Source organism: Pseudodesulfovibrio hydrargyri, from assembly GCF_001874525.1.
GTDB classification, from domain to species: Bacteria; Desulfobacterota; Desulfovibrionia; order Desulfovibrionales; family Desulfovibrionaceae; genus Pseudodesulfovibrio; species Pseudodesulfovibrio hydrargyri.
The window spans coordinates 377,623-386,776 of sequence record NZ_LKAQ01000001.1 but is presented as its reverse complement, the minus strand read 5'-3'; the positions used below and the strand labels follow the sequence as shown (position 1 = coordinate 386,776).

Here is a 9,154-nt window from a genome sequence, read left to right as displayed (position 1 = left end):
GTTCGCGGGGCGGTTACGCCCCGTAATGGAGCGTGCCGCCCGGGTGGGGCGGCACGTCTCTTATTCCGGTTTGTGTCCGTAGGCCAGGAACAGCGGGTCGCTGACTCCCCTGGTTTCGAGAAACGCGGGATCGTCGCGGTCGCGCCAGTCGTTGCGCATGGAGACCGTGCCGAGGCCTTGCGTGACCCCGGCCATGCGCAGGTATTCCAGGGCCAGCCCCATGCGCTCGAACGGGTGGAGTTCGCTCCAGCCCCGGATGGCCCGTTCCGGGTCGAAGGCGTGGGTGAAGGCCAGGACCACGGGCGCGCCGGGCGTCAGGAAGTGGTCGATGTAGCGCAGGATGTCCACGGGGCGGTCCATGTATTCCAGGGCGCAGAGACAGGCGGCCGCGTCGTATTTGCCGGTCGGGCGCTCGGAGTCCGGGGAGAGGTCCAGGACGCGCATGCCGGGCCGCACGAACCGGGCGAGGAGGCGCCGGTAGTTGCGCAGGGCGGCCGCGTCGGGCGCGGGCGGGCGGAAGTCCTCGCCGAGGTCCGTTGTGCGGTCGAAGAAGGCGGGGTGGAAGAAGTCCGGCGGCTCGCCGTCGAGCATGGCCTGCATGCCCGGCCCCCAGTCGCAGGTGGCCTCGCGCCAGTGGGTCAGGGAGCCGTAGGTGCCGGTGTCGCGTTCCTCCAGATACTGGACCTTGGCTTCGATGGTCACCGGCACGTCGGCCAGGGGGTGGTTGCGGTCGGCGGTGAAGGTCTCGTCGTCGAGGTCGATCAGCCTGAACGGAGTCAGGGTATCGGGGTAGACGTCAAGCAGCCCGTCGATGTGCCCCTGGGGATAAAAACGGCCCAGGCGCGGGATGATCGGATCGCCCGACACGGTCTTGCGCCGCAGCCGGTCGCGGGTCAGGCGCAGGATCAAATTGTCCTTTCTTCGAGGAATGCACAGGCGCGGCTCGTAGGTGAAGGCCACGGACTCCCCGGCCTGTTTGTCCTCCAGGGCTTGGCGCATGCCGCGCGGGAAGATATCGTTCACCGGGTTGACTTTGCGGCCCAGGAACCACTCCTCATGGCGCTCGCCGTCCCGCTCCCAGGTCACGGTGAATTCCAGCGCGCCTATGGCGTTGTCGTTGAATACGGTCATGATGCCCGGATAATGGACATAAAAAAGGCGGGGTTGCAAGCCCCGCTGTGAAGAATCCGCGATGATCCGCCTTAGGGCGCGAGCAGACGGGAGAGGATGCCCATGCCCGTGACAAGCTGAGCCACGGCCAGGAGCAGCAACAGCAGGTTGGCCGCGCCGTGCAGGACGGGCATGACCGTGCGCTTGGCCTTCCTGCGGTCCATGTACAGGCCGGTGACGGTGCCGAAGGCGATGAGCCAGAGTATGATCGAGGCCATGCCCTCGTGGAGTTCGTAGGCGTCGGGGATGCCGTGGAGCATGTCGGTGACCACGGATCCGCCCACGGCCCCGGTGATCCACAGACCCATGACCACCAGTCCGTAGCGGGTGTGTCCCTTCCAGTTGAAGGCGGCCTTCCGCTTGAGCAGGGTAAAGCGGGCACGGTTCAGGCCCTGCCAGGCAACCCACAGGGCGAGGAGCAGGGTCAGGGTCATGAGCACGGGGTGGGCCAGGATGACGATGATGGAAACGCCGCCGGTCCGGTCCTCGGGGCTGCCGGGAGCCGGGCAGTTCAGGGCCTCGCGAACCTTGGCGTGATCCGGGTCGGCGAGCAGGGCGACCAGGCCGGGGACCTGGTCCGGGCCGACATGCGCGCCGTTGGCGATCATCCGTTGTACCGTCTTGGTCCAGAACTCGCCGCCCCTGTCCACGTTCCGGCAGATGCGCTCCATCGAGTGGCAGGCCAGGCAGGGTTTGATCTGCGGCGCGGGATCTGCCGCCAGGGCTGCGGCGCTTGACAAGAGCCAGCACAGGATGAGCGGCGCGAGAATACGCGGGAATCGTCCGGACCATGTCGCAACAAGTGAAGTGGTATGGCTTTTCATGGTTTCTTCTTATAGCCGATAAACCGGGTTTCCCGTCAACCGTCGGGGCCGGTTCTTCACAAATTGACGCATTTTGTGTGCGAACAATGGGGGTTTTTGAGTTTTCCACAGGTTAACCAGATGAAATACAGTCTGTTTTGACAGAGGGTGTCCGTTGTGGTAATGATGTTCCAAACGTATTTCCCTGGGGGCAACGACCTTTTATTCTCTGGAGGTTCTTGTGGCGGAATCGGCTTCTTCTCAACATTCCATCCAGGTGGATCTTCCCGAGCCCGGCAAGGTGGCCGAGTACACGCTTTCGCCCGATATGCCGGTCAAGTTCGGTTTCTTTGTCTCGGAGGTGCTGTTCTCCTGCGACGGCAAGGACCTGGTCCTGACCGGCGAGCACGGCGGCGTGGTGGTCTTCAAGGATTACCAGGCCATGGCCCAGGAGGGCGAACTGCCCCTGTTCGAGCTGCACGGCGGCGAGCTGGTGCCGGGCGATATCTATCTCTTCGCCTTTTCCGACACCGCCCTGGAGGTGGAGACCGCGGCCGGGCCGCTCCCGGACCGCACCGAGGGCGTGGAGATCAAGGACCATTCGGACGCCAAGGGCGGCCTGATTCATGGCGGAGACGAACATTCCGCCCTGGATTCGGTTCATGTCCATGACGGCGTAGCGCATGCCGGGCACGGCATCCTGACCTATTCCGAACTCTTTTCCGACAGCCACGAGGAACTGTTCCTCCACCACGGGGACGAAGCCGGGTACGTGCCCGCCCTGTTCGGCGCGGAGCACTGCGTAAGCACAGTCGGCCTGGCGTCCTGCTCCTTTGCGGATAGCTTCGATCCCCTGGACGACGCCCTGCAACAGGTCACGGACTTTCACCACGTGCTTTAGGACAGATTTTCTCGATACTATTTAAAGCCCGGCCGGTCGGTCGGGCTTTTTTTGTGCCCCCCACTTTCCGCACCGAAGGCGCAATATGGGATGCAAGGGCGCGAGGAGGCGAAGTCATCCGGTATCCGCCGCAAAGCGGCCTTCAACTTCTGTCTTTCTCCCAAAAAAACCGGCCGCACATGTCGTGCGGCCGGCGGGCTTGTTCGCGATGGGAACGCGGTTAGACGTAAAAGGCCGTGACCCCGATCATGGCCAGGAGGTAGAGCAGGCCGAAGATGCCGCCGAGCGCCCACCAGCGCGCCTGGCTGATGAAGCCCGCCCCGTACCAGATGGGCGAGGGCCCGGTGGCGTAAGGGGTGATGATGCCCATGAGGCCGAGGGAACCGGCCAGCATGAGGGCGACCTTGGGCAGCATTTCGGGCGGCAGCAGCGGGGCGGCCGTGGCCATGAACAGGGGCAGCAGGGCCGTGGTGTGCGCCGTGGTGCTGGCGAAGAAGTAGTGGAGCACGAAGAAGAGGATGACCAGCAGGACCACCACCGAGGCCGGGGCCATGCCGGTCAGGTTGGTGGAGATCATGTTGCCCACCCAGTCGAGCACGCCGGTCTTCTTGAGCCCGGCGGCCATGGCCACCAGGGTGGCGAACCAGGTCAGGACGTTCCAGGCGCCCTTGTTGGTGATGACGTCCTCCCAGGTGATGATGTCGGTCAGGACCATGAGGACGAGGACGAAGATGGCGGCCACGGTGGAGTTCACGTGCAGCTGCTTGCCGAATATCCAGAAGATCAGGGCCAGGATGGCGTAGCCGAGCATCATCAGTTCCTTGGTGCTGACCGAGCCCATCTTGCGCAGTTCCTCGGTGGCCCAGGCCGGGGCCTCGGGCGAGTGCTTCAGGGTCGGGGGGAAGAGCACGTAGCCCAGCCACGGGGTCAGGATGAACAGGGGCAGCATGGCCGGAAGCATGATCTTGGCCCAGTCGCCCCAGCCGATGGAGATGCCCACGCTCTTCTGGATCATGTCCACGGCCAGCAGGTTCGGAGCCAGGGCGGTCAGGAACATGGAACTGGTCACGCAGGTGGCGCTGATGCCCACCCAGTGCAGGTACGCGCCCATCTTGCGCGGCTCGTTGTCCGGGGTGGAGTTGAACATGGGCGGGATGTTGCTGGCGATGGGGTAGATGGTGCCCGCGCTGCGGGCGGTGTTGGACGGCATGAACGGGGCCAGGATGGCGTCGGAAAAGGCGATGGCGTAGCCCAGGCCCAGGGTGGACTTGCCCAGGAAGCGGATGAGCAGCAGGCTGATCCGCTTGCCCAGGCCGGTCTTCTGGTAGCCCAGGGCGAACATGAAGGCCGAGAAGATCAGCCAGATGACGCCGTTGGAGAAGCCGGACAGGGCCCAGTTGCGGTTGGCGGTGGGGCTGGGGTCGATGAGCCCGAGCACGGCCACCAGGGCGACGCCGGACAGGCCCACCAGGGCGGCCGGAACGGGCTCGATGATCAGCCCGACAACCACGCCGACGAAGATGGAGAGGAAATACCACGCCTGGGGGGTCAGCCCCTCGGGCGTGGGCAGGATGGCCATGAGAACGGCCACGATGACCGGGGAGAACTTCAGAAGGATCTTCATGGTACAAACCTCGTCTTGGTGCATCGGTTGCTGTGAAGTTTGATGAAGTGAACGATCGCCATGCCGGAAACGTTTGCAACTCCGAATATTTTTAATCCTATTCTCCCCAATGCCAGAATCAAATTGTACAGTCAATCAGTCGATTGATTTTAAACGGAACATCTCGGACCGGTTCAGGGCGCGCGGCTAGGGGGCAGCCGTGGTCCGCGCGGGTTGCCGGTCAATCTCCGGAGGCCGGATTGACAGAATCCATCGCGGTCGATATTGTTGTCATGACAACAAAGTTCATCCCGGAGAAACAATGAGTGACAAGAGCAAGCCAGGGGGCATCCCTGACGGGAGGGAGCACTATGCGGCGCTCCCGGAATACCTGTCCGACGGGACCATCGGCTTTCAACTGTATTCCACGGCCCTGGCCCTCAAGAAGCGGTTTTCGCGTGCGCTTGGAGAGTCGGGGTTCGGGGTCACCCAGGAGCAGTTCACCCTGCTCGGGCTGCTCTGGGAGCACGACGGCCTGTACCAGAGCGAGCTGGCCGAGGGCGCTTTCAAGGACCGGCACAGCGTGACCCGCATCCTTGCGGGTCTGGAAGCCAGGGGGCTGGTTGAGAGGCGGCCGGACGAGACCGACGCCCGGCTGGCCCGCTGCCATCTGACCGGGGCCGGGCGGGCCCTGTGCGGGCCGCTGTGCGAGGTCGATGCACGCCACCTGAGGGAGGCGTTTCGCGGCATGGACGCGGAGGAGGTGGCCGGGCTGCGGAAGGGGCTGGCCCGGCTGCGCCGCAACCTGGAGGAAGATCTTTCATGACGGAATCGGTCCGTTGATCCCCAACCCTGAACCCGAGGAGGCATCATGCCCGACATTACCCGCATGTTTCGTGGACCGCTCAACGATTTCGAGGTCGAGGTCGTTTTCGGCGGAACCGAGGACACCTCGCCATACGAGGCCCATACCTACGAGGAATACGTCTTCCTGGCCGAGGGAGAGATCGTCGTGACCCGCGACGACCGGGACGAGCCGGAAACGTTCACGGGCCCGGCTTACCTGCACGTCCCCACCGGGGTCATGCACAGCTTCGACCTGCGCAAGACCCCGACCCGTTTGGTGGTCATCCATCCGGCCCGGAACGACGGGGGCGTCTGATCATGGCGCGAATCCAGGCCGGACCGGACGACGGCCGGGAGTTCCGTCGGGATCTGGTCATCCTGCTCGGCAGCAGCCTCACGGTCATGGCCGGGGCGACCATCGCCCCCTGTCTGCCGCGTATGGCCGTCCATTTCCAGGACGCGCCCCAGGCCCAGATGCTGGTCAAGATGCTGCTCTCGGTGCACGCCCTGTTCATCGCCCTGACCGCACCGCTCATGGGCATGCTCATGGACCGGTTCGGACGCAGGCCGGTGCTGGCCGTGTCCCTGCTCCTGTACGGGCTGGGCGGCAGCTCCGGGGCCTACCTGGATTCGCTCTACGCCATCATGGCCGGGCGGGCGCTGCTCGGCGTGGCCGTGGCCGGGATCATGAGCGGCTTCACCACCCTGATCGGCGATTACTACCAGGGCGAGCGGCGCAACCGGCTCATGGGCCTGCAGGCGGCCTTCACCGGCTTCGGCGGGCTGGTCTTCCTGACCGCCGGGGGCATGCTGGCCGACGTGGGTTGGCGCTACCCGTTCCTGATCTATCTGTTCGCCTTCTGCATCCTGCCCGGGGCGCTGGCCTATCTCTACGAGCCGGAAACGGCCGCGCACGTCAAGGCCGGGACGGAAGGGGAGGGCATGGATTCGCTGGTCCGGTTCCTGCCCATCTATCTGCTGGCCTTCACGGGCATGGTCATCTTCTACATGATCCCGGTCCAGCTGCCGTTCCACCTGAAGTCTTTGGGCGGGGTCAGCAACACCGGCATCGGCGTGGCCATCGGGACCATGAACCTGGTCGGCGCGGTGTCGTCCATGCAGTTCGGGCGGCTCAAGGCCCGGTTCTCCAACACCGGCCTCTTCGCCCTGTTCTCCCTGCTCATGGGGCTGGGCTACGGCGTGGTCTGGCTGGCCGGAGGGTATTACGGCGTTCTGGCGGGCATGGTCGTGGCCGGGATGGGATTCGGCCTGCTCATGCCCAACGTCAACGTCTGGCTGCTCTCCCTGGTTTCGGCTCGGTCCCGAGGCAGGGCCGTGGGCGGGCTGACCACCTTCTTCCTGCTGGGCCAGTTCGTCTCGCCCATGCTCTTCGAGCCCCTGGTGGACCGGTTCGGCATAGCCGACTGCTTCGGCGCGGTCGGAGCCGTCCTCCTGGCCGGAGGCGTCCTGTTCGCGCTGTCCGCCCGGTCTGCGCGTGATCGGGGGTGATCATTCATCACAATGAAACGACAAGGCAAAGGGCCTGCGGCGGAATGCGTCGCAGGCCCTTTTCGTAGCAGGATCTGTCGGCGGATTTCCCCGGACGCCTTGGCAGCTTTTTCGCGAGGTGGTATGCTTGAGCAATACGGCTGGAGGAATGGACCGTCATTGCCAAATCATGACGAACAGAGAGGCGCAATATGAAAACGAGAATGTTGGGAAAGGGCGGCCTGAGCGTCTCGGCGATCGGGCTCGGCTGCATGGGCATGTCCGATTTCTATGGGCCGAGAGAGGAAAGCCAGTCACTCGGGACGTTGAACCATGCCCTGGACGTGGGCGTGAACTTCTGGGACACGGCGGACATGTACGGCCTGGGCGGGAACGAACGCCTGCTCGGCAAGGTGCTCGCCAAGCGCCGGGATGAGGTCGTTCTGGCCACCAAGTTCGGTGTGGTGCGGAACGCCGAAGGCGAATTCACCGGCCTGGACGGCCGTCCGGAATACGTGCGTAAGGCCTGCGAGGCCAGCCTGCGCCGTCTCGGCACGGACCATATCGATCTCTACTATCAGCACAGGATGGACCCGGACGTGCCCATCGAGGAGACCGTAGGGGCCATGGCCCGCTTGGTGGAGGAAGGCAAGGTGCGCCATCTGGGGCTGTGCGAGATCACGGCGGACGAGCTGCGCCGCGCGGCGGCGGTGCACCCCATCACCGCGCTGCAATACGAGTATTCCCTGTGGACCCGCGAGGTCGAGGGCGACATCCTTGACGCCTGCCGGGAGCTCGGCATCGGCCTGGTGGCCTACAGCCCCATGGGGCGCGGCTTTCTGACCGGGAAGATCAAGAGCCGCAACGACCTGAGCCCGGACGACTGGCGGCTGGAGAATCCGCGCTTTTCCGAAGCGAACCTGGCCCGGAACCTCAAGCTGGTCGAGACCGTGGAGGCCGTGGCCCGGGACAAGGGCTGCACCCCGGCCCAGCTGGCCCTGGCCTGGCTGCTCGCCCAGGGCGGGGACGTGGTCCCCATCCCCGGCACCCGCCGGGCCGAGCGGTTGGATGAAAACGCGGCGGCGGTGGACGTCGGCCTGTCGGCGGAGGACTTGCGGCGGATCGACGCGGCGCTGCCTCCGGGCACTGCCTCGGGGGAGCGGTACTGACCGGCCGGGCCGACCTCCGGCGCTGCCCCATCGAGCGATTGCGCACCGCTCGGATGAGAAAAAGCGGTTGCGCCCATTCGGGTGTAACCGCTTTATATTGTATTTTGTAGGTGCAGTATCTAGTCTCTTGAACCGTGGCCTTCAAGTTGCGGCTCCGGCGCATTCTTCGATGCTGCCGAACAGAAGTGACAACGGCTGACTATCCTATTGTGGCAGCCACTGCTTGCAATCGTTTATCAGTGATTTTACATTTTCTATGAATTTACCGACATGCAAGCCGTCACACACCGCATGGTGGACCTGAATCGCAAGCGGCATCATCGTTCTCCCTCTCTCTTCGATATACTTACCTATCGTAAGAATTGGAAGTAGGTAAGGTGTGTCAGAAAAAACATTAATATTGAATGCGCTAAAATCAATCCACGGCACGCTTGATATGGTAAAAATATTCGTCGGACAGTCCGGTTTTGGGAATAAAGCGCCTGTGCAAAATTGAGTTATGTCAGCAGTACATCTGTCATAAAATGGTGCAAACGATCTGTCGTAACAAGTCCATATGGAAGAAAAAAACTCATTTTCCCTGTTTAGTACGGTATAGAGCGGATTCACCATATCCCAGTACCCGAGGCGGCCTTCATTATCGAGGCTCATTCTGAATTCCGGAAAGTTGTTCACGGCACAAGCCAGGATATATATTTGTGCAACGTAATTCTTCAGGCCAAGCAGTTTAAGTCGGTTGCGAAATTCGGTGATATCTATATTGACGACAACGCTGTATGAGCAACGGACATTGTTCAGATAGTGTTCGAAATGTTCCCTTCTGTTCCATGTCGCCAGGTCGATCACGTTAAAATTCATATTATTTCACCTTATTGGCTGCTGGTGTCGTATTCCGCTCCTTGAGGGACAAGTATACGACTTCTTTCTGCTGGTCTACCGCATCCCTCTTTGATGCCCGGTCCTGCGACTCTCGGCGGACAATCCTGCTCCTCGCCAAGTGTGTTCCTCGTATCCTGCGCGCATCAAGCAGGGAGGTTTTCCCAACTGTCCGGCAAAACGCCGTGGATGGGCATTCTCCTCCGCCTTTATCCGGAGAGAGGGAATGCTTCGCAAGCCGGTCCGTTCATGGTCGAGAGGTGGGCGGGAAGAGAGGGAAGGAAGAAGGGCTTACGGA

At 62.9% G+C, this 9,154-nt stretch carries 9 protein-coding genes; 5 read left to right on the top strand and 4 right to left on the bottom strand.

Annotation, left to right across the window (positions count from 1 at the left end):
• Nucleotides 1-60 precede the first annotated feature (60 nt).
• Nucleotides 61-1,131, bottom strand: a complete 1,071-nt coding sequence (locus tag BerOc1_RS01920) for a class I SAM-dependent methyltransferase (RefSeq protein WP_129586465.1) — start codon at nucleotides 1,129-1,131, stop codon at nucleotides 61-63.
• Between the two features lie 71 nt (nucleotides 1,132-1,202).
• Nucleotides 1,203-1,994, bottom strand: a complete 792-nt coding sequence (locus BerOc1_RS01915; RefSeq protein ID WP_129586464.1) for a DUF4079 family protein — start codon at nucleotides 1,992-1,994, stop codon at nucleotides 1,203-1,205.
• Nucleotides 1,995-2,214: 220 nt separating this feature from the next.
• Here BerOc1_RS01915 and BerOc1_RS01910 point away from each other — a divergent pair, with 220 nt between their 5' ends.
• On the top strand, nucleotides 2,215-2,874 hold the full coding sequence (locus BerOc1_RS01910) for a hypothetical protein (RefSeq protein ID WP_071544034.1): 660 nt from the start codon (nucleotides 2,215-2,217) through the stop codon (nucleotides 2,872-2,874).
• Nucleotides 2,875-3,094: 220 nt separating this feature from the next.
• On the opposite strand, the gene BerOc1_RS01905 is transcribed toward BerOc1_RS01910, so the two are convergent.
• Nucleotides 3,095-4,498, bottom strand: a complete 1,404-nt coding sequence (locus BerOc1_RS01905; RefSeq protein WP_071544033.1) for an anion permease — start codon at nucleotides 4,496-4,498, stop codon at nucleotides 3,095-3,097.
• 301 nt (nucleotides 4,499-4,799) lie between these two features.
• Between BerOc1_RS01905 and BerOc1_RS01900 the strand changes: the two genes are divergently transcribed.
• The 4 genes from BerOc1_RS01900 (at nucleotide 4,800) to BerOc1_RS01885 (ending at nucleotide 7,980) form a co-directional block, all read left to right on the top strand.
• Nucleotides 4,800-5,303, top strand: coding sequence for a MarR family winged helix-turn-helix transcriptional regulator (locus tag BerOc1_RS01900; RefSeq protein WP_084640997.1), 504 nt, complete (start codon nucleotides 4,800-4,802; stop codon nucleotides 5,301-5,303).
• A gap of 45 nt (nucleotides 5,304-5,348) precedes the next feature.
• A complete protein-coding gene (locus BerOc1_RS01895; RefSeq protein WP_071544032.1) occupies nucleotides 5,349-5,639 on the top strand; it encodes a cupin domain-containing protein in 291 nt (96 codons plus the stop codon).
• A 2-nt stretch (nucleotides 5,640-5,641) separates the two neighbouring features.
• Entirely contained in the window at nucleotides 5,642-6,832 is a 1,191-nt protein-coding gene (locus tag BerOc1_RS01890) for an MFS transporter (RefSeq protein ID WP_071544031.1), read from the top strand.
• A 191-nt stretch (nucleotides 6,833-7,023) separates the two neighbouring features.
• Nucleotides 7,024-7,980, top strand: coding sequence for an aldo/keto reductase (locus BerOc1_RS01885; protein WP_071544030.1), 957 nt, complete (start codon nucleotides 7,024-7,026; stop codon nucleotides 7,978-7,980).
• Between the two features lie 204 nt (nucleotides 7,981-8,184).
• Here BerOc1_RS01885 and catA read toward each other — a convergent pair whose 3' ends face one another.
• A complete protein-coding gene (gene catA / locus BerOc1_RS01880) occupies nucleotides 8,185-8,838 on the bottom strand; it encodes a type A chloramphenicol O-acetyltransferase (protein WP_071544029.1) in 654 nt (217 codons plus the stop codon).
• Nucleotides 8,839-9,154: the final 316 nt, after the last annotated feature.